Source organism: Bacteroides sp. AF25-5LB (assembly GCF_003602965.1).
In the GTDB taxonomy this organism is placed as follows: Bacteria; Bacteroidota; Bacteroidia; order Bacteroidales; family Bacteroidaceae; genus Bacteroides; species Bacteroides uniformis.
This window is the reverse complement of record NZ_QTMC01000014.1, coordinates 78,747-101,719: the sequence shown is the minus strand read 5'-3', so window position 1 is coordinate 101,719 and position 22,973 is coordinate 78,747. Positions and strand designations below refer to the sequence as shown.

Sequence of the window (22,973 nt, the reverse complement as noted above, 5' to 3'; positions counted from 1 at the left end):
CAGGACTTGTACAAGTTTTTGCACAAGTCTTGAAACTCCATGGTTAATAGTTTTTCATATAAAATTATTCTTCCAAGATTATCTCTAATTCTGCTATGGCAGCTTTCTTTCCTTTGTCATGGGCCGATAATCCCGATAGTTTCACATAGCGTGCCCGGCAAGGAGTAAATTCTATAGTTTGCGTTGCTGTACCTATATGGAAGGTGCCATAGGTAATGGGCTGCCCCCAATTTTTTCCATCTTTGCTTGCATATACTTCATAGGAAGCTATCCGTCCTTCTTCGCTATCTTGTCGCGGAGTGTAGCGGATCCCCTTTATAGTGGCCTCTTTGGATAGGGAAAAATGTATCTCATGAGGGTAGGGAGCTATGTAGAATTGGTTGTGTACCGTGTGCCAATAGGTGTTTATGTTACCGTCTGCCGCCAGCTTCATGCTGTTGTCTGCATCGCTGTCTACGGAGACCACTATTTGTCTCTGGGATGCTCCGCTGATGTTTTTCAGGATGCTCACATTCAGTTCGGCTGCCGAAGCCCATTTCCTGCCGTGCATTTCGGACAAGGGAACGAATTTGAAGTAACGGGCAGTGACGGGTGTTTCCAATGTTATGGTTTGGGCAGACGTCAGATTGGAGAATGTACCTTTGACGGTGCTTTCCCAATTTTTTCCGTCTTTGCTGAAGCTTAGCTCGTAGTCTTTGACGTGTCCGTTATCATTGGAATGTCGTGCTGTGTAGATGAATTTGTCCACTACCAGTAGGGAAGCCATGTCTACCACAATGCTGTGTGGAAACTCTGGAATGGGTTCGTGCCAACGGGTGTGCCAATACGTGGAAGGGTCTCCATCGATGGCGTTTTGCGCCTCTTCTCCTTGGCTGTCGCTGCTGGAGGAGACCACCTTCCATGCCGAGTGGTCTACGAATATGGGTAGTTCCATAGTAGTGACCAGGCTCTTGCCTAATTTTCCAGAAACAGCGTATGTTTGTATCTTTCCACCGTCAATGAACTCGAATGGAGCTGTGTATTCCCGGTATTCGTTACCGTTAAGGCTGTAGAAGATGGTCGCGTCCGGAGTTCCGGTACTCATTTGCAGGTAACCGTTGTTATCGCGTTCTACCATTACGGGCATGCATGCAGGCATCTGTACGCGTGCTTTCTTGGTAAGCTCACTTTGCGTGTAGCTTCTTTCCAAAGGCATCATGATGAAGCTGAATGCTACGGGAGTTGCTTGCAGTTCGTATTTTTTCATCGGGCCTGGACCGCAGCTTGCGTTGCCCAGAGGACGATTGTGGGCATCAAGACAAAGAACTGTCTCCTTGCGCATCGGGATGTCGTATTTGTGAATCAGTTTTTGCAGATGGTCGGGGTCTGCCATGTCTTGTGCTCTGACATGCAGGGCAGAAGCCGCCATTTGGTCGCCTGCCACGAAAACGAAGCCCATACCGTCGGCGTTGGTGATGGAAATCCAGCGTACCTCTTCATGGTTACCCATCTCCTGAGGCTTTACATAGTTCACCCATTGGTCGGATACTGTACTTTCGTATACGCCTATTGGGGTGGCATCCTTGCGGTCTACGTAGTTTTCCCATGGGCCACGTCCATACCAACGCATACGCTCGAAGCCTTCGGGCAGTTCCATTCGATAGCCCACACGCGGAATGATTTCGCTGTCGGATACCGGGATGATGACACTGTTCACCATGATGGAACCATCGGCATTTACGGTGTATTCTATTTCTGTGCGATACTCAAAACCGAGTTTACCTTTGTGGCAGTTCCGGATGTGCAGGGTTATTCTGTCCTCTTCTTGGTGGGTTTCCCATTTGCCGGTTTCCGCTTGCAGCTGGTAAAGGCCTTTGCGTTGCCAATCGCCACTTACCTGTTTATCGTTGTCGGTGGGAGCACGGAAGAGGTTCAGTTCGAGTCCTTTACTTATCAGGGGGATATTATTCAATGTATATGCCGATAAAGTTCCTTCTTCCTTGGAGAAGACAGCTTCAAAACGTTCACCTTTCACCACCAATGCGTCGGCAGTTTCGTTTAGATTGATGTTTCCTTTTTCGGGTACGAATATAGGTTTCTCGCTGCTTGATAGCTTGAATTGTTCGGTGGCTACCTCGTAGTCGGCTTTTGCCCATTCGGTATCTCTTTTTTGGCAGAAACTGAAATTGATAAAGTATTCTGCTCCGGGTACCTTCGTTGCGGGTATGTCTGGCAGGGTGATGACTTTGCTTGCCTGTGCTTCCAGCTTCAAATCTTCCAGATTGCCTGAGCAGACGGTCCTTCCATCTTCCGTTATTTCGTATCTCCCGTAGAGGTCTTCCATATTGGCATGGAATCGCTTGTTGCTGATTCTATATTTGCCATTCCCTAATGCTTCTATGCGGATGGGTTGATGTATCTTCTTCATTTCATAGGATTTGGCAGATAATGTACGGTCGGAGAAGATGACGCCGTTGGTACAGAAGTTACCGTCGTTGGGCTTGTCACCAAAGTCACCGCCTACGGCCATGTAGAAGCCTTTGCCGTCGGGAGTGGGCATACGCAGGCTTTGGTCCACCCAATCCCAAATGAAACCTCCGATGAGTGCCGGATAGCGTTCGTAGGTTTCCCAGTATTCCTTGAAGTTTCCTATGGAATTTCCCATGGCATGGGCATACTCGCATACTACGTGAGGTTTCACGATCTCGCCCTTTTGTATTTTCTCCAATCGTTCACGGCCTACGTTTTCCAGCCAGTCCACACTTGGGTACATGCAACTGGTCACGTCGCAGAAGGAACTGTTTCCCTCGTAGTGGGTGGGGCGGGTAGTATCCAAACGTTTGATGGCCTTTTCAGCAGTGGAGAAGTTGTTTCCGTTTCCCGATTCGTTGCCCATGGACCACATTACGATGGAAGCGTGGTTACGGAAACGTTTCACTTGGTTCTCGTTGCGCTCGGTGAATGATTTTTCCCACTGTGGCTCGTGTGAGAGACGCATTTCGCCGTGGCACTCTACATTGGCTTCTGCCAATACATAGATGCCATAGCGGTCGCATAGGTCGTAAAAGTAAGGGTTGTTGGGGTAATGGGAGGTACGGACAGCATTTACGTTCAGCGCTTTCATTAGTTGTACGTCCTTTTCCATCTCTTCTTTGGAGACGGTACGGCCATTCAATGGGCTGTGATCGTGGCGGTTGACACCTTTGAAAAGAGTAGGTTTGCCGTTAATCAGCAGTTGTCCGTTTTTGGCAAACTCTATTTCGCGGAAGCCTACCTTTACACTACGTAGGTCTGTCACTTTTCCTTTCTGTTTTAGGGTCAGGGTCAGGTTGTAGAGGCTGGGTGTTTCGGCTGTCCATTTCAGTGGGTTCTCCACATCGAATTCCAGATGGGTACTACCTGTTTTTGTGGCGTGGATAGTGCGTGATAGCACTTCCTTTCCTTCTGTGTCGGAGAGCTTCACTATGAGTTCGGCAGAACTTTTCTTACCGGTGATTTCTACGTCCAAAAAAACTGTAGCATTACGATACTCTCCGTCCAAGTCGGTTCGGAAGAAGAAGTCCCTAATTTGCGTGCGTGGTGCTGACCATAGGAATACATCGCGGAAGATGCCGCTGAACCGCCAGAAATCTTGACATTCAAGAAAGCTTCCATCGGTGAAACGGTACACTTCAACTGCCAATGTGTTTTTACCTTCTTGTAAATAGGGAGTCAGATTGAACTCGGCAGGTAAGTAGCTGTCTTCTGAATAGCCCACTTTTTTACCGTTCAACCAAAGATAGAAACCTGCTTCCACTCCATTGAAGCGAATAAATACATCTCTGCCCTTCCAAGATGTGGGCAAAGTGAATTCACGTCGGTAACTGCCTACGGGATTGGGCATGTTGGCGAAAGTATAGTCTGCCGGGCGAGGTTGGATGACGTTGGGCCATTGTACTCCTTTACTGTAATCACAGAAAGGGTAAATGGTATTACAATACAAAGGCTTGTCCCAGGGCTTGTTATGGCGTACAGCCTCTATCTGCCATGTGGCAGGCACTTTGATGTTGTCCCAGTCACTTACGTCGTAGTCGGGCTTGAAGAAATCCTTCGGCCGTTTTTCGGGGTCGGCCACCCAATGGAATTTCCATGTACCGTTCAGAGTTTGATAATAGGGGGATTCCTCGATGCTCAGGCGTAGGGCTTGTCCTTCGTCGGCAAAGGGAATGGCGGTTTGGCATGCCGTTTCTTTGTTCACTCCCGAAATGTTCAGGTCATTCCATTCGGGTTGTTCGTGAGTTTGTGCTGTTGTGGCTGCGGTAGCAAGCAGCCCGGTGAATGCGATACTCAAAAAAGAGCTTCTTTTCATAAATGCAGATGGTATAAGATGATTAAGTATTAGTGATTTCCTGTCCTTCCCTCACGTTCTTCTTTTGCCGTTCGCAGTATTGACGGGGCGGCATTCCGTAACGTTGTGAAAAAGCTTTATAGAAAGTGCTTCGGTTGGTGAATCCCGTGCGGTCCATCAGCTCTTCGATGGTGAAGTTGCTGGAGACTAACAAGCGTTCCGCCGTGGAGAGGCGGTATTCTTTGATGATGTCGGCAGGCGATTTGTCAGTAAGTGGTTTCAGTTTGCGGTAGAACTGCCGGCTGCTGTAGCCCATTTCCTTACTCAAAAGTTCTACTTGCAGGTCTGGATTGGCTAAGTTCTTTTCAATGACTTCTGTCATTTTCTCTAAGAATTCTTGTTCTTCTTTGTGCAAGCAGCTTCCTTCTTTCCAGGTAAAGGTGCTGAGTGCCGAACTATAATATTCCTTCAGGTTTTCTTCGCGGCGGATGAGATGATAGACCATCTTTTCCAAATATTTCACATTGAAAGGCTTGGTGACATAGGCATCCGCCCCCGATTCCAGTCCTTTTACTTGGTCGTCTTCGTGATGCAGTGCTGAGAGCAGGATTAGGGGAATATGGCTCCACAGCTTGTGTTGCTTGATGGTGAAGGTGAAGGATAACCCATCTATATCGGGCATCATCACGTCTGAGATGATGAGATCTGGCTGTCGTTGCTCCAGGCTGTCTAATGCCTTTTGGGCATTATTGAAAGAGAGTACGTTGTATTTCTCTGTGAATATTTCGGATACGAACCACAGCATGGAAGGGTCATCATCTATCACCATGACCGTCTGCTTGTTTGCGTCGAATTCTTGGGTGTATTTTTCGGGCAATTCTTGCACTTCTTCGGTGGGAATGCTTGGAGAAGCCGCTTCGTATGCAGTTTGCGGTACTTCTTGTCCGTTTGGGGGGAGCGAGGGAAGGCTTACAGTGAAGGTGGTCAGTTCGCCCGGTGTGCTTTCGATGTTTATGTCTCCTTCCAACAGGGTCACCATGTTTTTGCAGATGGCCAACCCCAGTCCGTTTCTTGAGTTTTTGCCGTTCATCTCCACGGAGTCGAGAATCTTATAGCGGTCGAATATCTTTCCGAGATTTTCCGGTGTGATGCCTTTGCCGGTATTGGCTATCTTCAAAATAAGACGTTCGTTTTTCGTGTACAATGTTACGCTGATGTTCCCCTTGTCGGGTGTGTACTTGAAAGCGTTGGATATGAGGTTTCCGGCTATTTTGTTGAAGCAGCTCAGGTCGGTGTTCCATGTCAGTTCGGGGGCTATGTCAAGGCAGTAGTTCATTTCTCTGTTTTCCGCCATGTCACCGAAGGATTCGGCGATGTCCCTTAACTTTTCGGAAACAGGTTGCGGCTGTATGGAGAGCATTTTGTTTTCCGTTTCCAGTCTTCTGAACTCCAGCAATTCCACAATGAGACCATTCAGCTTTTCCACATTTTGCTGAATCATCTTGGCGTAGCGGTGCGTGTAGATATCTGTCTCCTTGTGGGTGAGTATCTTCTCGCACGGTCCCTGAATCAGGGTGAGGGGGGTGCAAAACTCGTGGGTGATGTTGGTGAAGAAGCGTAGTTTTGATTCATAGACTTCCTCTTTTTTCTGTCGTTCCATTTTCTTCATCATGTGCTGCCGCTTCAGGCGGTAGGTATAGAATGCATAGGCGACTATGCCTGTACATAATAGTAACCCTAACAAAAAGTAGCCCACATAGGCCCAGGTACTGAGATACCAGGGAGGAGCGATGTAAATGGTGAAGGCTTGCGGATGGCTTTCTTTACCGTTGATGTTGTTGCGGTATTTCACAAACAGAGTATATTCTCCGGGGGAAAGGTTGGAGAAGATGGCATTGGGTGAAACTCCGTTTTCTATCCATTGGTCGCTTGCTTCCTTTAGTTTATAGGAGTAGAAATAGTCGTTTCCGTTAATGTAGTCTGTTATCCGGAAGTTGAGCTGGAAGAAGTTGTGTTTGTAGTCCAGTTGTAGCACGGGCTTCCCGTCTTTGTAATGTAAAAAGTCATGCAGGTTGTATTCCTTACCGAAGATGGAAAGTCCTTTCAGGCTGATTTCGGGCATATAGTCCGTGGTGATGTAAGAATCGGGCTTCACGGTGACGAAGCCGTTTACACCTCCAAAGAAAAGGATTCCCGTAGCATTGTCTTTGTAGAAGGCTCCATCACTAAATTCGGTCACGGCCAGTCCGTTTCCGTTGTTGTAGGTCTGCTTGGTCTGTTCTTGGGGATTGAGTCTCATTAATCCTTGATTGGTACTCACCCAGAGATTGCCTCGGTTGTCCTCCAAGATACCATGTACGGTGCTGTTGGTGTAGAGCTTTGCACTGATGCTGTCTGGGTTTCCGTCTTCGTTTGAGTAGAAGCGGAGAAGCCCTGATCCAGTGCCCAGCCAGTAGCCTTGCTCGTTTTTGTGTATGGCGAACACATCGTTGGCGGTTTGGCTGTTTACCAAGTTGTTGAAGCGGAACTGTGCCATTTCTCCAGTACGTACATCAATGCGGTAGGCTCCGAGCCCTCTGTTCCCGAACCACAGCGTAGAGCTGCTTTCACGGTAGGAGGTGAAAAAATAGTTTGATGCCATATGTCCGTTACTCACCAAAGTCCGTGTAGCATGCTTCACAATAGGATCTTTTCTCTGATTTTCTAGTGTCACCTTTACGATTCCTTCGCCCACGGTGGAAATCCAAAGTGTACTGTCATTGGTTTGATCAATGGAGTGCACATATTTCACTTTGGTTCCATTGGCTTGTACCGCCAGTTCTTTCAATTGGTGGGTAGAGTAGGAATAATAATTGATTCCGTTTTCCGTACCTATCCAAAGTCGGTCTTTTCCACCGGGTGCAAAACAGTAGACGGAGTTGTCGGTCAATGTGCTGTTACCGGTGATGAGACGATCATGTTTTTCGGGTGTATTGTTGACAAGATAATTCGGTATACGCAATATGCCACTGCCTTTGGTTCCTATCCATAAGGTTTGCTGTGGGTCGAGGTAAAGGCTGCGTACCGGGTTGTTCACCTGATATGCGGGAGTGTTGAGCAGGGTGTTGGTCATGGTGAATGTGTCATTGTAAAGCATGTATAACCCTTCTCCGTCGGTAGCTACCCATACGATATCTTGAAATTTGTCTTTCATCAGACAGAAGATGCCCGACTGTATTTCAGTGTATTCTATACGGTATTTAATCTTTTGGTTTGCTTCATATTTCAGTACTATCAAGCCGCTGCTTTTGAAACCGATACAGAAGTCATTTTCTCGTTTGATGATGGAAGATACTTCACCTCGTTTTTCTATTTCGTCTTTCAGGTCGGCAATGTAGTAACACTGTCGGTTGCTGAAACTATATTCGTAGAGGGCATAGGTTTCATCAATGAAGTAGGCTGAATCTTCTCCGATGAAGGCATGCTTCAAGCCGTGATGTCCAAATGGCTTTTCCGGAATCAGTGTCACGCTTTTTCCCGTGTGGTTCAGACGATAGCAACGAGTGTTGTTTCCAGTTGCGAATATCCAAAGCAGGTTGTTGGAATCGATGGTCATGGACAGTACTTTATTAAAATCCATGGAAGGGGTATTTAACTGGAGAAATTTCTGGTTCTCTTGTTGGTAGTGATACAGATTTCCGTCATCTTTCAGCACTAACATGCACTTGTTGTTGCTTCGTGCCAAGAAGATGTTGTCCTTGAATTCGGTAAAGGTCCGGCAGGTCTGTCGGTATGTATCCAATCTGTCTAACCCGTAGTTGGTTTGTAACCACAGTATGCCTGGCTCTGATTCTACGATCTGGCTGATAATGTTGCCTGACAATAGGTTGCGTGACACATCAACGGGCGTATATAGGTGGATATTGTTGCCGTCAAACACGTTCAGTCCGTCGCATGTTCCTATCCATAGTACACCTTGGCTATCTTGGTAAAGGGATTGGATGGCACTATTGGAAAGACCGTTTTTATTGGAGAATTGCCGTAGGCTGTAAGCGTACACAAAATCCGGAAAACAGCATAAGAGGCTGATGAGCAATAAAATCGTATGGCCTTTCCAGTATATGTCTTTCATGTGGCTTGTTGTATTGATTTTGAGTTGCAAAGATATATTTTAAGGTGGAAACAGTCAATTTTTGCAATATATTTCTTTAGTTGTAGGCTTACAGTTTGCTTTGTATCTGCTCCGTATCCTTAGAAATGTATTTGTACGGAGCAGATAGGTATGGATATGATTAGCGAATGACCGCAGCGAATCCACCGTTGCGTGCCAAACGGACTGTGATATGGTCGCCTTTCTTCAAGGATTGTTCTTGCTTGCGGTAGTCCATGGCCTGGTGGTCAGCGTTGATGCCGTCTTCAAAAGAGGTCATGAGATAATTTTTTCCTTCTTGCAGGAAATCAAGGGAGATGTTGAAGACCCGTTCACGTTCGCGGTTGTTGGTCATGCCTCCTATATACCATTGTTCTCCTTTGCGTTTGGCCACGATGGCATATTCTCCTGCTTTGGCTTCAAGAGCGATGGTTTCGTCCCATGTTTGGGGTACTTGGGTGATGAAACGTGTACACTCGTCGTTACGATAATAGAGGGTAGGATTGTCTGCCATCATCTGCAGGCCGGTTTCAAAAAGAACAAAGAGTGCCATCTGATAGGCACGTGTGCCGATGCTGGCAGAATTGGGACGTTCGGAATGGTAGACTTCAGGCTGCATGCTAAGCATGGCGCCGGGAGTATAGTCCATGGCTCCTACTGCGTTGCGTATGAAGGGGAAATAGACACTGTTGTCGGGACGGCATCCGCCCATTTGCTCCATACCTCTTACGCCTTCGTAGGAGAGTACGTTTGGGTATTTGTATTCTAATCCGGCAGGTTTGAAAGCACCGTGAAAGTCAACGAAGAGATGGTGTTTGGCGGCTTCATGTGCTACGCGTTCATAGAAATTTACCATCCATTGGTCGCTACGATCCATGAAATCTATCTTTACGCCTTTCACACCCCACTTTTCGAAAGTTTCGAATAGGTCAAAGTGGTTTTCTACCGTAAGCCAAGTGAGCCATAACACAATGCCTACGTTTTTTTCTTTGCCGTAGCGGATGAGTTCGTGTATGTCTACCGAGGGATTGGGTTTATAGGGGTTGCGGGTGTTCATGGCCCAGCCTTCGTCCATTACTATATATTCTACGCCGTAGTGGGATGCGAAGTCGATGAAGTATTTGTAGGTGTCAAGGTTGCAACCTGCTTTGAAGTCCACGTCGGGGCCGTAGGGTGTGGCTCCGTTCCACCATTCCCAGCTGGCTAGTCCTGGTTTAATCCAAGAGGTGTTTTCTATGACATTCTTTTCAGCGAGGCGATAGGATAGAGTGTTTTCTATAAGTTTGCGGTCATCGTCGGTAATGACGAAGTAACGCCATGGATAACTGCGCTTGCCTGCGGTACGGGCTATGCAGTTGGCTTCTTTCAGAATCTTGAGACTGCGGTCACCGTCTTCTCCGAATTCAAGAGGCAGACGGGGGAAGACGGCGGTAATGCCGCCTTGTCCATCGTTTTTCAGAAACATGGCGGGATAGTCTGTCAGATTGGTTTCACTCATGAGGATTTTGTCACCTTTGGGTGTGCTGGCTAAAAGGGGAAGCAGAGCCATGCGATTGGAGTTTTTCCACTCGCTGCTTGTTTGGTGGCGATATTCTTCTTCATAGGAAGTCTTAAAGCCGTCAGGTTGCTGAAGATGTAGCAGGCAATCATCCACAAAGTTCAGGCGGAGGATTTCATTCATTATTTCTTGCTCGCCTTTCAGGTCAGTAAGGAAGCGGTAGGCGAATCCGTCATCAAAGGCACGGAACTCTACTGAATAGCCTCCTTTAAACTTCAGTAGCAATTGGTTGTAGCGGTTGGTTATAGTAGAGAATTTCAGGGGTACGATGGGAGTCAGTTCCTCGTTTACATTTTGGCGTACTACTTTGTTTAGTTTAGGATGGATGCCCAGCTGGTGGTTGGCAGTTTCCAGACCAATGACACAGTTGTCCATCAGTGTTTGATTTCCTTGGGTTACATCATATTGGATTTGATCGGTCAGCTCCACCGAGATGCGGATGTTTCCGCTGGGTGAGGCCAGTTGATGTACTTTCTGTCCGAAAGCGGTCAGTGAGAGGCAGAAAACTGCCGAGAGTAGGAATTGTTTTTTCATGTTCTTAGCTTTTGGATTTTTACAATATACAAAAGTAGTTTGTATTCTGTAGGAAATGTATGCTATTTATGACATAAATATATAAAATCATGCCACAGACGACTTTTTACATATCTATGTCGCGAATCTGTACAGTATGGGAGTGAAGGATGGGCTACTTTTGTTATCAACATTCCACATGTCAGAGAACTATTGTTGCCGGATGGAGGCTAAAGAGAGAAGGTGAAAGAGCGGTTTGCGGCTAGAGGAGGCAGTACATTTATAACAAAGAATGCGGTGGTTTATATCGAATTGACATTATCTTTTACGAAAAAAAACAATAATAACAAAACCATGAAAAAGAGACGAATACTGATGGGGAAGACCCATCTGATAGCGGGAGCCGTGATGTTGGCCGTTGCAGGAGGACAATTATCGGCTCAGACCGCTGCACCGAAGAAAGCAAAAGCGTACATGGTGGCAGATGCCCACTTGGACACGCAGTGGAACTGGGATATTCAGACTACTATTAAGGATTATGTTTGGAATACCTTGAATCAGAACCTTTTCCTTTTGAACCAGTACCCCGACTATATCTTTAATTTTGAAGGTGGAGTGAAATATGCTTGGATGAAGGAATATTATCCTCGTGAATACGAACTGATGAAGGCCTTTGTAAAGGCAGGCCGCTGGCATGTGAGTGGGGCCAGTTGGGATGCTACCGACACTTTGGTGCCGTCCGTAGAATCGTTTATTCGCAACATTATGCTGGGGCAGGAGTTCTATCGTAAGGAGCTGGGGGTGGAAAGTACCGACATCTTCCTTCCCGATTGCTTCGGATTCGGTTGGACATTGCCTACTGTTGCTGCCCATTGTGGACTGATAGGTTTCTCTTCACAGAAGCTGGATTGGCGTAACAATCCTTTCTACGGTAAGAGCAAGCATCCCTTTACCATCGGACTGTGGAAAGGAGTGGATGGAGCGTCCGTCATGCTGGCTCACGGATATGATTACGGTCGTCGTTGGGATAATGAAGACCTTTCAGAAAATAAATATTTGATGGAACTCTCCAAATGTACTCCCCTGAATACCGTTTACCGCTACTATGGAACAGGTGATGTGGGCGGTTCACCTACCATCGCTTCTGTGGCTTCCGTGGAGAAAGGTATCAAGGGAGACGGTCCGTTGAAGATTATCAGTGCAGCCAGTGACCAGTTGTTCAAGGATTACCAGCCCTATGGCAGCCATCCCGAGCTCCCCGTATTTGACGGTGAATTGCTGATGGACGTTCATGGAACCGGCTGCTACACTTCACAGGCTGCTATGAAACTCTATAATCGTCAAAATGAACTTTTGGGTGATGCCGCTGAACGTGCTTCTGTGGCTGCGGCCCTTTTGGGGGTTGCCGAATATCCTGGCAAGAGCCTGACGGAGTCTTGGCAGCGCTTCATCTTCCACCAATTCCACGATGATTTGACAGGTACCAGCATTCCCCGTGCCTATGAATTCTCTTGGAACGATGAACTTCTCTCTCTGAAACAGTTCTCCGGTATCCTGACTCATTCTGTGGGAAGTGTGGCAGGCAAGCTTGATACTCGTGTCAAGGGGATTCCCGTAGTGCTCTATAACGCTTCGGGCTTCAAGGCTGCAGATGTGGTGACCATCGAAGTGGAGGCTTCCCGTTTTCCCCAAAGTGTGGCTGTATATAACGAACAAGGCAAGTTGGTGGTTTCTCAGTTGGTTTCATATACTGCTGGAAAGGTCCGCTTGTTAGTAGAAGCCACTGTACCCGCCAATGGATACGCAGTTTACGATGTCCGCCTTTCCGGCGAAGGAAAAGAGATGCCTGCTGTTGAAGCTGCAAGTGTTGAAAATTCGTTCTACAAACTGACATTGAATGAGAACGGTGACATTACTTCACTGTTCGATAAGAGAAACAACAAGGAACTGGTAAAGGCTGGTAAGGCTATTCGTTTAGCCCTCTTCACTGAAAACAAGTCATTCGAATGGCCGGCATGGGAGATATTGAAAGAGACTGTGGACGCTACTCCTATCTCCATCACCGAGGATGTGAAAGTGACTCTTTGCGAAAACGGCGCATTACGTAAGACTCTCTGCGTGGAGAAACGTCACGGTGATTCTTTTTTCCGCCAATACATCCATTTGTATGAAGGTGTATTGGCCCACCGCATTGACTTCACTAACGAAGTGGACTGGCAGTCTACCAACGCTCTGTTGAAGGCTGAGTTCCCCCTCAATTTGAATAATGAGGTGGCCACTTACGACTTGGGCGTAGGCAGCGTGCAGAGAGGAAACAACATCTTGACCGCTTACGAAGTATACGCTCAATATTGGGCAGATTTAACGGACGCTAACGGTTCTTATGGCGTTTCCATCATGAATGACAGCAAATATGGCTGGGACAAGCCTGATAACAACACCCTGCGTCTTACTTTGCTGCACACTCCGAAGACAAAAAAGAACTATGCTTATCAAGATCGTCAGGACTTCGGTCACCATACCTTTACTTACAGCTTGGTAGGTCATGTGGGCGCTTTGGATGTAGTTCAAACCCGCGAGAATGCTGAACTGCTGAACCAGCGCATCAAGGCGTTCGTTGTTGGAAAGCATCGCGGCGAATTAGGTAAGAGCTATTCATTGGCTTTTTCCGATAACCGGAATGTACTTATTAAAGCCTTAAAGAAAGCCGAAAGTTCAGATGAATATGTGGTACGCGTGTATGAAGCCGCAGGCAAGCAGGCGCAGAAAGCCTCGATTGTCTTTGCCGACAACCTTGTGGCTGCTGTAGAAGCAGATGGTACGGAAAAGACCATCGGTAAGGCTACATTCAGTGGAAATCGCTTGGAAGTGTCAGTCAATCCAAACAGCATTAAGACCTACAAGGTACGTTTCGCTTCCAATAAGAAGGTGCAGACGGTGGCCGAACCATTGCCCCTTGTTTATGACAAGAAGTGCTTCAGTTGGAACGAGTTCAAGGCTGCTGCCAACTTTGAGTCTGGTTATTCTTATGCTGCTGAATTGATACCTGCCGAGATGAATGTGCATGGAGTGCCTTTCAAATTGGAGACACGTGAAGAGCTGAATGGTATGGCTTGCAAGGGCAATGTACTGAAACTGCCCGCCGACTGTACTTATAACAGACTTTATATCCTTGCTGCTGCCGCTTCTGATAAAGATGTGAAGGGGATATTCCGAGTAGGCAAGTATGTGCAGGAAGTCATTGTTCCTTCTTATACTGGCTTCATCGGTCAGTGGGGGCACACCGGACATACGGAAGGTTATCTGAAAGATGCTGAAGTTGCCTATGTGGGTACACACCGCCATTCCGGTGAAGGCGATCAGCCGTATGAGTTCACTTACATGTTTAAGTTCGCAATAGACCTGCCAGAAAAGGCTACTGAGGTGGTATTGCCCGATAATAAGGATATTGTTATTTTTGCCGCCACTTTGACTGATGTTGCTGCTACTTCCGTTTGTCCCGCTTCCGAACTGTTCCGTACGGCAAACAAGTGCAATCGCTATCAGACGGAAAGCTCCACAGAGAGAGTGAACATTCTGAAGCAGGACATGGTAATGGGCTACTCAAGCTATGTGAACGAGAAAGAGAAGCCGGCTTTCATGGTAGATGGCGACGAAAACACCAAGTGGTGTGCTATTGCTGAAATGCCCCACTACGTAGACTTTGATTTGGGCGGTGAAAAAAGCATTAATGGCTGGAAGTTACTGAACGCTGCCGGCGAAAACCATTCCTACGTCACTTCCTCCTGCTTCCTGCAAGGCAAGAGCGACAAGAATGGTGAATGGCGCACACTGGACTATGTTTCGGGTAATGGTAAGAATGTACTGAATCGCACGCTAAATAAGTCTGAAAGTGTTCGCTACCTGCGTCTTTTAGTGACACAGCCCATGCAATCGGCTTCTGGTAAAGATGTGCGCATTTATGAAATGGAAGTATACGAATAAACAGTTATTATATTCCCATTTTTCAGATCCTTGTGTCTGTCACCACAGACACAAGGATCTGATGATTCTCAGGTGTAAGTGCTTAATGTGAGTAAGTTAACAACTCTATTGAAGTAAATTTATTGGAAATAACAAATACCTTGAAAAATGAAAATTAGAATATTTGCTGTTGTATGTTTATTAGCTGCTAATCTCTTTACAATATCTGCTCAAAAGTGGTTTACGCCTGAGGTGGAGAAACAAGTGGATGCTCTTTTGAGCCGGGTAGTAGAAGGAAACTACAAGAATAATCGCTATCCTCTACTCCGTAAGCCCTTAATGGAACTTCCTTTAGGCAGCATCAAACCTAAAGGCTGGCTGCACGAAATGCTGGTTCGTCAGAAAAATGGCGCCAGTGGTCAGATGGATGTTCTTTACCCTTCGGTTATGGGCAAACGCAATGGTTGGCTAGGTGGTGATGGAGACCAGTGGGAACGCGGTCCATACTGGATAGACGGTCTACTTCCTTTGGCGTATATACTGGATGATGATGTCTTGAAAGCCAAAGTGCAACCTTGGGTAGAATGGGCTTTACAGAGCCAGCGTGAGGACGGATTTTTCGGTCCTGAAAAAGATTATCCGGGAGAGCCTGGGCTGCAACGTGATAACTCGCAAGACTGGTGGCCGCGTATGGTCGTGCTGAAAATCCTACAGCAGTATTATTCGGCAACGAACGATAAGAGAGTCATCGCTTTTATGACAAAATATTTTCGTTATCAACTGAATACCTTGCCCCAAAAACCTTTAGGACACTGGAGCAGTTGGGCAGAATTCCGTGCTTGTGACAATTTACAAGCTGTATATTGGCTTTATAATCTTACAGGGGAGGATTTCTTGCTTGAATTGGGGCATTTGCTGCACCGGCAGAGTTTCAGTTTCATAGATATGGTAGATAGGGGAGACTTGCGCAGACCCTGCACTATACACTGTGTTAATTTGGCACAAGGCATCAAAGAACCGATTATTTATTATCAGCAAGATACCGACCGGAAATATATTGATGCTGTCAAGGAAGGCTTTCGAGATATTCGCCGGTTCCACGGACAGCCGCAAGGCATGTATGGAGGCGATGAGGCTTTGCATGGAAACAATCCTACACAAGGCTCGGAGTTGTGTTCGGCCGTAGAGTTGATGTACTCGCTGGAAAAAATGGTGGAGATTACAGGAGACATAGACTTTGCCGACCATTTGGAACGCATTGCTTTTAATGCTTTACCAGCCCAAATATCCGATGACTTTATGACTAAGCAATATTTCCAGCAACCGAATCAGGTGATGGTAACACGCCATCGTCGCAACTTCGACCAGGATCATGAAGGGACAGACCTTGCTTTTGGCACTCTGACCGGATACCCATGTTGTTTTTCGAATATGCACCAAGGTTGGCCAAAATTTACACAGCACCTATGGTATGCCACACCTGATAACGGCATTGCAGCCATTGTCTATTCTCCGTCGGAAGTAACAGCCAATGTGGGTGATAATGTACCGGTGGTTATCAGTGAAGATACTTACTATCCGATGGATCATCAGATAACTTTTACCATTAAAGAGGTGAGGAATAAGGTGAAACAAGTGAAATTTCCATTTCACTTGCGTGTTCCGAAGTGGTGCAAGCAAGCTGAAATACGGGTAAATGGAAAGATGGAGCAAACTGTCAAAGGTGGGAAAATAGCTATCGTAGACCGTATATGGAAGCGGAATGATAAGATTGAACTGTATCTGCCCATGGAGGTCTTTACTAGCACTTGGTATGAAAACGCAGTATCTATTGAAAGAGGTCCGTTGGTATATGCCCTGAAAATGGAAGAAAATTGGGAAAAGAAAGAGTTTAAGGATAGTTGGTATGGTTCTTATTATTATCAGGTGACTTCTTCGGATCCATGGAACTACGGATTGGTGGATTTTGACCGTAACAGAATGAACGAGGTGGCCCAAGTAAGTATCAATAGCCAAAAACAGCAATTGGACTTTCCTTGGAATCAGGAAAATGCACCGGTTGAAATAAAGATGAAGGCTCGTCTTATCCCTACTTGGACAGTATATAATGAAATGGCAGGGCCCCAGCCTTTCTCTTTCTGTGGCAGTGCCGAAGGAGGAGAGCAAGAAATCACGCTGATACCCTACGGTTGTACAACCCTGCGTATTTCAGAATTTCCAGTTGTTGGGAAATGATGTTTCCGAAGTATGGGGGAAACGGTGTGTCTGTTTTGTGACAAACTTGTTTTAGAATTCTGCCATGTCCGGAATGTGGACGGTTATGTCACGGATTTATAGTTGGCTTTTAACCTTACTGTCTATTTTTGCAATCGTTTTTAATAGGGTTTATATATTATATAAAAGAAGACTCCTGCAACGGAGTGAAAAACAAGTCGAACAATTTAATGCCGTAGAAAAAAGATGAAAAATTCCAAGAAAGCACTCCTCTGCCTATTGGCATGCGCCTTGGCAGTAACCGGATGCAAGACACAGAAAGAACCGGCTGTGGCAGACAACGCAATGCTGGTCAGATCTACACAAACACTTGATTCCTTATATGCTCACTATTCCGCACCGGGCACTTGTCTGTTGCGTGAGAATTATCCTTCGGACGTGGAAGGCTATACCGCTACTTATCTGGCTTCCGAGGAACAGAAGAACCGTCCCAATCTCTACTCTTATTTGTGGCCTTATTCCGGTACCTTCTCCGCAGTGAATGCGTTGATGGAGGCCACTAAAGATAACAAGAAAGATTTCGGGAACTATCAGAAGTTGCTTGATGAGAAAGTGCTTCCGGGACTTGCTGAATATTTCGATACTCGTCGTATGCCCGAAGCGTATGCTTCTTACATCAAGGACGCTCCGTTGTCCGACCGCTTTTACGATGACAACGTGTGGCTCGGCATTGACTTCACAGACGTCTATCTGATGACTAGCCAAGAGAACTATCTGCAGAGCGCCAAGCTTATCTGGAAGTTTATAGAAAGCGGTATGGACGATTGTTTGGGAGGAGGTATCTATTGGTGCGAACAGAAGAAGGAATCAAAGAACACTTGTTCCAACGCCCCTGGTTCCGTCTTTGCCCTGAAACTTTTCAAGGCTACGCAAGACAGCTCCTATTTTGAGAAAGGGAAGAGTTTGTACGAGTGGACTAAAGCAACATTGCAGGACACAACAGACTGCCTTTACTTCGACAACATGCGTTTGGACGGTGAGATAGGACGTGCCAAATTTGCCTATAACAGCGGTCAGATGATGCAGTCGGCTGCTTTGCTCTATCAGCTTACCGGTAATGGGCAGTATCTGAAGGATGCGCAAGCGATTGCTGCTGCTTGTCATAATTATTTCTTCATGGAATTCACCCCCGGACAGGGAGAACCGTTCCATATGCTGAAGAAGGGTGATGTGTGGTTCACCGCCGTTATGTTGCGTGGTTTTATGGAACTCTATCAGGTGGACGGTAACAAGGTTTATCTTGATTCCTTTGCCCGCAGTCTGGACTATGCTTGGACGCATGCCCGTGAAGATAACGGCCTTTTCAATACTGATTTCACCGGCAAGAGCCGCGACAATCGTAAATGGCTGCTGACACAAGCCGCCATGGTAGAGATGTACGCGCGTTTGGCCGTGTTCGCTAATCAGTCTTTATAATTAAAACGAATCAGACCAAATGAAAAAGAGAAACATTACCTTGTGCGCTGTTGCCATGCTCTGTATGCAAGGCTATGCTAAGGCAGACACTTTTATCCTGAAAGGTGACAACACTTGTGTGGAGAACTATGCTCAGATGACTGCTGCTTACAAGAGCAATCGTCCAAAAATGAAGAAACGCCTTTTCACCTCAAAAGCGGTGGAAGCTGAGATTGTTCGCGTGAAGAAACTGCTTACCAATCCTAAGTTGGCGTGGATGTTTGAGAATTGCTTTCCTAATACGCTTGACACTACTGTACACTTTCGCATGCTGGACGGTAAACCCGATACTTTTGTTTATACCGGTGACATCCATGCTATGTGGCTGCGTGACTCCGGTGCGCAGGTGTGGCCATATGTGCAGTTAGCCAACAATGATGCGCAATTGAAAGAGATGCTCGAAGGTGTCATTCGCCGTCAGTTCCTTTGCATCAACATTGATCCGTACGCCAATGCTTTCAACGACGGACCTACGGGTGGCAACTGGATGACTGACTTGACAGATATGAAGCCCGAACTGCACGAGCGCAAATGGGAGATAGACTCTCTTTGTTACCCGCTTCGTCTGGCTTACCAGTATTGGAAAGTAACTGGTGACAGCAGTATCTTCGACGGTGAATGGATGAAGGCAATTACTGCTATCCTGAAGACTTTCAAGGAACAGCAGCGTAAGGACGGTGTAGGCCCTTACCGTTTCCAACGTAAGACGGAACGTGCTCTGGATACGCTGAATAACGACGGCTTGGGTGCTCCGGTCAAACCGGTGGGACTGATTGTTTCCGCTTTCCGCCCATCGGACGATGCCACTACGCTTCAGTACCTGGTCCCTTCCAACTTTTTCGCTGTCTCTTCTCTGAGAAAGGCTGCTGAAATTCTGACGGAAGTAAACAAGGAAACATCCTTGGCCAAAGAATGCACCGATTTGGCAGCCGAAGTGGAGGCAGCCCTGAAGAAATATGCCACTTACAATCATCCTGAGTTTGGGACAATCTATGCATTTGAAGTAGATGGATTCGGCAATCATCTGTTAATGGACGATGCCAATGTACCCAGCCTTCTTGCTATGCCTTATTTGGGTGATGTGGACGTAAACGATCCTATCTATCAGAATACACGCCGCTTTGTGTGGAGTGGCAGCAACCCTTACTTTTTTAAAGGTAAAGCCGGTGAAGGTATCGGAGGTCCGCACATTGGTTATGATATGGTATGGCCTATGAGTATCATGATGAAGGCATTCACCAGCCAGAATGATGAGGAGATAAAGATTTGTATCAAAATGCTGATGGATACGGATGCCGGTACGGGATTCATGCACGAGTCTTTCCACAAGGATGACCCCACTAACTTTACCCGTGCATGGTTTGCTTGGCAGAATACGCTGTTTGGAGAATTGATTTTGAAATTAGTGAACGAGGGTAAAGTGGATTTGCTGAACAGCTTGTAAAAACAGGAATTATTTAAAATCAATAAAGTGCGCTGGAAGGAGGATTAGGATACAAATTGCATGAATTGGTTGTTCGTTGGTATTATTTGTGTTCTTTTCCTTTTTTTATCGTGATTTATTATAATGTTTAATCTTAAAGAATATGAAAAAGAATCGAGTGTACACAGTAAATTCATTGCTGGCTCGGATAGGTGGGAACTATAAGTTCTGGCTTATTGCCTTGCCTGCTGTGACTATGCTGGCGCAGGCTCCTGCGGTTTATGCACATGCGGAGACTATTACTGTGGTGCAGCAAAACAATGCCACGGTGAGAGGTTCCGTTAAGGATGCCACAGGTGAAAGCCTGATTGGAGTGAGTGTTACTGTTAAGGGTAAAGAAGGTGTGGGTACCATTACAGATGTGGACGGAAACTATTCCATTGTTTGTAGTGCCCAAGATGTTCTCGTCTTTTCCTATGTGGGATATGCCACTCAGGAAATTGCTGTGAAAAATCAAAAACAATTGAATGTTGTCTTAAAGGAGGATACCAAGGTGCTGGATGAAGTTATTGTCATCGGTTATGGTACTACTACCCGCAAGAGTGCCGTAGGTGCTGTAGACCAGGTAAAGGCTTCCATGATCGAAGACCGTCCCGTGGCTAACATGACAGATGCTTTGCAAGGGGCTGCGCCCAACGTGGTTATCCAGCAGCGCAGTAGCAATCCTAATGATCGTAAGACTAACTTTAATATTCGTGGTATCAGCACTGTGAATGACAATAGTCCGCTTTTTGTCATAGACGGATTGGTAGCTGATGGCGGTAGTTTCGATAAATTGAATCCCAATGATATTGAGAACATTTCCATCTTGAAAGATGCCGGTACAGCTGCTATTTATGGTTCACGTTCTTCCAATGGTGTAGTTTTGGTTACTACTAAGAAAGGTAAGAAGAACCAGCGTGCGACAGTTCGGTTAAGTGGTATGATGGGATGGCAGAATCCGGATATCTTGTTTTCTCCGGTGAAAGGCTATCAGAACGCTACTTTGCGCAATTTAGCTGCCACCAATGCTGGAGAGGCTCCTTTGTATACACCCGATCAAATCCGTGACCTGGCTGCCCATCAAAATGAAGAAAGCTGGTTTTTTGATCAGATAGTCCGCACAGCCTTACAGCAGAATTACAATCTAAGCGTATCTGGAGGTAGTGATAAAACTACTTACATGGTGTCCATGGGTTATTATGACCAGGAAAGTAATTATGTGGGCAACAGTGATTTTGGCGTGCAGCGTTATAATTTTCGTACCAATGTTAGCACGGAAGTGGGACGTTTGAAACTGAATGCTATTTTGGCTTATACACGTAATAATAGTGTAAGTACTACCGGTGGGAGTTTGGAAGTGGATGCCGCCCGTGTACCTACTTATTATTATTACAAAATGAAATCGGAAGATGGAAGATATTTGTTAAATGATGTATTGACTGAATTTAACCCATTGGGAGCATTGGAAGCTGGTGGCCGTAACAAGTATCGTAACAATTATCTGAACGCTAATGTCAATGCTGAATTCCGGCTTATTGACGGATTGAAGTTGCGTGGAGTGTTGGGTGCGGATGTGATAAACGACATGCGTTCTACCCGCAATTTGGGCGTATCCTATTACTTGAATGAAGAGGCTACCGAACCACGTCCAGTGAAAGATACTGACTATCGGACCAGTAACTGGAATCATACGGCTTACCTTATTAATAGCCAACTTTTGTTGGATTACAACAAGACATTCGGTAAACACAATGTCAGCGGGCTTTTTGGAGTAACCAATGAATCGTTTACTTCGTCTAGCAATGAGATTGAGAAGAAGGGGGTAGATCCCGACTTGGGTATTGGTACAGACATTACCAATAGTACTGTGGGAAACATCACAGGAAAAACATTTGTAGATGAATCCAACCGTACCAGTCTGACTTCTCTGTTGGGACGTGTGGGGTATTCTTACGCTGACAGATATTATACAGAATTCAGCTTCCGTTATGACGCTTCTTCCAAGTTTCATAAAGACTACCGATGGGGTTTCTTCCCTTCTGTTTCATTAGGCTGGCGTTTGAGCGAGGAGAACTTTATGCAGGCTTACAAGGAACGTGTGGGTGACTTGAAACTGCGTACTTCTTTTGGTATTTTGGGTAACCAGTCTATTGGTACTTATGACCGTTTTACTGTTTACGAACTGTACAACAACTCTTACGCATACAACAACCAGACAGTATCGGGCGCAGGTTTTAAGTTAGGTAAGGATAATTTGACTTGGGAAAAGACCAAAACCTTCAACGTGGGTGTAGACGCTTCGTTCTTCAATAACGCTTTGAATGTGACGTTCGACTATTTCTACAAGCGTACGAGCGACATTTTAATGAAGCCCCTTGTGCCTTCGGTATTTGGTACGGATATGGCGATGGACAACATTGGTGAGATGCAGAATCAAGGTTGGGACCTCTCTATCAACTATCGTTTGAAAACGGGAGCCGCAAATCATAACTTCAACTTCAATCTTGGTGACTCTTGGAATGAAGTGCTGAAGTACCCTGGTCACGAAAGAATCTCACAAATAGAGGAGTTGAGCCGTATCACCCGTGAAGGATGTCCGTTGGAGTCTTACTACGGTTACAAGATGGACGGCTTTTTCCAAAGCTACGAGGAGATTGAGGCATCGGCTATTCCTGTAGGTGGAAAGGTACAGCCGGGTGACGTGAAGTTTGTAGACCGTAACGAAGATGGTGTCATCGACTCGAAGGATAAGTTTATCTTGGGTAATGCCTTCCCTCGTCTTACTTTCGGTTTCAACTACAATGTAGAATGGAAAGGATTCGATTTCGGTATGTTCTGGCAGGGTGTGGGCAAGCGTGACATGATGCTTCGTGGTGAATTGATTGAACCGTTCCACGCCAATTACTCTTATAATATCTATAAGCATCAACTGGATTTCTGGACTCCTACCAACACCGATGCACGTTGGCCGAGACTTACTGCCCCGGGTTCTACTTCCAACAGAAACAACTACGGAAGCGGACAAGGTTCCGACCTATTCTTGATGGATGGAAAATACCTGCGTCTGAAGAACTTGCAGATTGGTTACACATTCCCCAAAACATGGAGCCGCAAGGTGGGCATGGAAAAGGCACGTATCTATGTCAACGGACAAAACTTGCTGACTTTCAGTAATAACTCGTTTATTGACCCTGAATCTTCTGAGTTCGACTCTAAGATGGGTAATAGTGGCGCCAATTCTGGTAGAAACTATCCGACGCTCCGTTACTATGGTTTCGGTATAGACATTGAATTCTAAAAACAACAGATA

General features: G+C 46.1%; 8 protein-coding genes. 5 read left to right on the top strand and 3 right to left on the bottom strand.

Going from position 1 to position 22,973, the window contains the following annotated elements:
- Nucleotides 1-64: 64 nt before the first annotated feature.
- From DWY57_RS15190 to DWY57_RS15180, 3 genes are all read right to left on the bottom strand, one after another.
- The gene (locus tag DWY57_RS15190) at nucleotides 65-4,327 is read right to left on the bottom strand and encodes a glycoside hydrolase family 2 TIM barrel-domain containing protein (RefSeq protein WP_119962014.1); all 4,263 of its coding nucleotides are present in this window, start codon (nucleotides 4,325-4,327) and stop codon (nucleotides 65-67) included.
- Between the two features lie 22 nt (nucleotides 4,328-4,349).
- Complete coding sequence (locus tag DWY57_RS15185) at nucleotides 4,350-8,417, bottom strand: hybrid sensor histidine kinase/response regulator transcription factor (protein WP_119962013.1); 4,068 nt, start codon at nucleotides 8,415-8,417, stop codon at nucleotides 4,350-4,352.
- Nucleotides 8,418-8,577: 160 nt separating this feature from the next.
- On the bottom strand, nucleotides 8,578-10,527 hold the full coding sequence (locus DWY57_RS15180) for a glycoside hydrolase family 97 protein (protein ID WP_119962012.1): 1,950 nt from the start codon (nucleotides 10,525-10,527) through the stop codon (nucleotides 8,578-8,580).
- Between the two features lie 333 nt (nucleotides 10,528-10,860).
- Here DWY57_RS15180 and DWY57_RS15175 point away from each other — a divergent pair, with 333 nt between their 5' ends.
- The 5 genes from DWY57_RS15175 (at nucleotide 10,861) to DWY57_RS15155 (ending at nucleotide 22,961) form a co-directional block, all read left to right on the top strand.
- Nucleotides 10,861-14,490: a glycoside hydrolase family 38 C-terminal domain-containing protein gene (locus tag DWY57_RS15175; RefSeq protein ID WP_119962011.1), complete on the top strand. Its 3,630-nt coding sequence runs from the start codon at nucleotides 10,861-10,863 to the stop codon at nucleotides 14,488-14,490.
- A 147-nt stretch (nucleotides 14,491-14,637) separates the two neighbouring features.
- Nucleotides 14,638-16,704, top strand: a complete 2,067-nt coding sequence (locus DWY57_RS15170) for a beta-L-arabinofuranosidase domain-containing protein (protein WP_119962010.1) — start codon at nucleotides 14,638-14,640, stop codon at nucleotides 16,702-16,704.
- Nucleotides 16,705-16,929: 225 nt separating this feature from the next.
- Nucleotides 16,930-18,159 carry a glycoside hydrolase family 76 protein gene (locus DWY57_RS15165; protein ID WP_119962009.1) on the top strand — a complete coding sequence of 410 codons (1,230 nt, stop codon included), beginning with the start codon at nucleotides 16,930-16,932 and terminating at the stop codon, nucleotides 18,157-18,159.
- 19 nt (nucleotides 18,160-18,178) lie between these two features.
- Nucleotides 18,179-19,642, top strand: a complete 1,464-nt coding sequence (locus tag DWY57_RS15160) for a glycoside hydrolase family 125 protein (RefSeq protein WP_005824841.1) — start codon at nucleotides 18,179-18,181, stop codon at nucleotides 19,640-19,642.
- A 142-nt stretch (nucleotides 19,643-19,784) separates the two neighbouring features.
- The gene (locus DWY57_RS15155) at nucleotides 19,785-22,961 is read left to right on the top strand and encodes a TonB-dependent receptor (protein ID WP_117964347.1); all 3,177 of its coding nucleotides are present in this window, start codon (nucleotides 19,785-19,787) and stop codon (nucleotides 22,959-22,961) included.
- Nucleotides 22,962-22,973: the final 12 nt, after the last annotated feature.

Bases quoted from the DNA above. Each gene is read 5' to 3' on its own strand.
- DWY57_RS15190 (WP_119962014.1), bottom strand. From the start codon at position 4,327: ATGAAAAGAAGCTCTTTTTTGAGTATCGCATTCACCGGGCTGCTTGCT.
- DWY57_RS15185 (WP_119962013.1), bottom strand. From the start codon at position 8,417: ATGAAAGACATATACTGGAAAGGCCATACGATTTTATTGCTCATCAGC.
- DWY57_RS15180 (WP_119962012.1), bottom strand. From the start codon at position 10,527: ATGAAAAAACAATTCCTACTCTCGGCAGTTTTCTGCCTCTCACTGACC.
- DWY57_RS15175 (WP_119962011.1), top strand. From the start codon at position 10,861: ATGAAAAAGAGACGAATACTGATGGGGAAGACCCATCTGATAGCGGGA.
- DWY57_RS15170 (WP_119962010.1), top strand. From the start codon at position 14,638: ATGAAAATTAGAATATTTGCTGTTGTATGTTTATTAGCTGCTAATCTC.
- DWY57_RS15165 (WP_119962009.1), top strand. From the start codon at position 16,930: ATGAAAAATTCCAAGAAAGCACTCCTCTGCCTATTGGCATGCGCCTTG.
- DWY57_RS15160 (WP_005824841.1), top strand. From the start codon at position 18,179: ATGAAAAAGAGAAACATTACCTTGTGCGCTGTTGCCATGCTCTGTATG.
- DWY57_RS15155 (WP_117964347.1), top strand. From the start codon at position 19,785: ATGAAAAAGAATCGAGTGTACACAGTAAATTCATTGCTGGCTCGGATA.